At 57.5% G+C, this 1,201-nt stretch carries 1 protein-coding gene; it reads left to right on the top strand.

Annotation, left to right across the window (positions count from 1 at the left end; genetic code table 11):
* Positions 1-76 precede the first annotated feature (76 nt).
* A complete protein-coding gene (locus ABS761_RS16835) occupies positions 77-1,045 on the top strand; it encodes an IS5 family transposase (RefSeq protein WP_350409545.1) in 969 nt (322 codons plus the stop codon).
* Positions 1,046-1,201: the final 156 nt, after the last annotated feature.

The raw sequence follows: 1,201 nt of genomic DNA, 5'->3' as shown, positions 1-1,201 counted from the left end.
TAAGGAACATCTGAACAAGTCCCGTGGACCTGTCAGAATGTAGGTTGTTGAACGAGACCCGATCAGGACGCCCCCGATGAGCCAGTTGAGCTTTTCCGAAGCCGAGTTTGCAGGCAAGCGCAAGGTGACCCGCCGCGAGAAGTTTCTCTCTCAGATGGAACGCGCCATTCCCTGGAAGGTCTTTGCCGAGCTGGTCGAGCCGCACTACCCGAAGGCGGGCAATGGTCGCAGGCCCTACCCGCTGGAGGTGATGCTACGCATTCACTTCATGCAGCAGTGGTTCAACCTGTCGGATCCGGCGATGGAAGAGGCGCTCTATGACAGCACCTCGATTCGCAATTTTGCAAAGCTGTCGCTCACGCGTGGCAGCATTCCTGATGAGACGACGATCTTGAACTTTCGCCACCTGCTCGAGAAGCATGACATCGCCGCCGACGCGCTTGAGGCGGTGAATCTGCTCTTGCAAGACCAAGGCATGATGGTGCGCACGGGCACGATTGTGGACGCCACGATCATCGAAGCGCCCAGCTCCACCAAGAACGCCACGGGCACCCGTGATCCTGAGATGCATCAAACCAAGAAGGGCAACCAGTACCACTTTGGGATGAAGGCCCATATAGGTGTGGACATGACGGGCCTGGTGCACACCGTGGTGGGTACGGCGGCCAATATTCATGACGTCACTCAGGCGCATGCGCTGCTGCATGGCGAGGAAGAAATGGTCTTGGGCGACGCCGGTTACCGAGGCGTTGAGAAGCGCGAAGAGAACCAGGGGCGCAATGTCCAGTGGCATATTGCGATGCGCCCCGGCCAGCGCCGGGCGCTGGGCAAAGGCAATATGGGCCGGATGATGGAATCGTATGAGCGGGCCAAGGCGAGCCTTCGCTCCCGGGTGGAGCATCCGTTCCGGGTGATCAAACGCCAGTTTGGCTTTACCAAGGTGCGTTACCGGGGTCTTGCCAAGAACACGGCGCAGTTGAAGATGCTCTTTACGCTGGCCAACCTGTGGAAGGTGCGCCACCATTTGATGGCCACGACAGGATAGATGCGCCCGAAATGGGCCAAGAGCGCCCAAAACGGGCGGCTCAGGGTGAAAATCGCCCTGATTTCGACCAATATTTGAGCAATTCTTCTGCATTATGAAATATGGGCTGATTTTGCTGTTCGACCGATTTTTCAAGACGGCTTATTCAGACCATCC

It is taken from the genome of Castellaniella sp. GW247-6E4 (genome assembly GCF_040276065.1).
Classification (GTDB): Bacteria; Pseudomonadota; Gammaproteobacteria; order Burkholderiales; family Burkholderiaceae_B; genus Castellaniella.
This window is presented reverse-complemented; position numbering and strand designations above follow the sequence as displayed.

Bases quoted from the DNA above. Each gene is read 5' to 3' on its own strand.
- ABS761_RS16835 (WP_350409545.1), top strand. From the start codon at position 77: ATGAGCCAGTTGAGCTTTTCCGAAGCCGAGTTTGCAGGCAAGCGCAAG.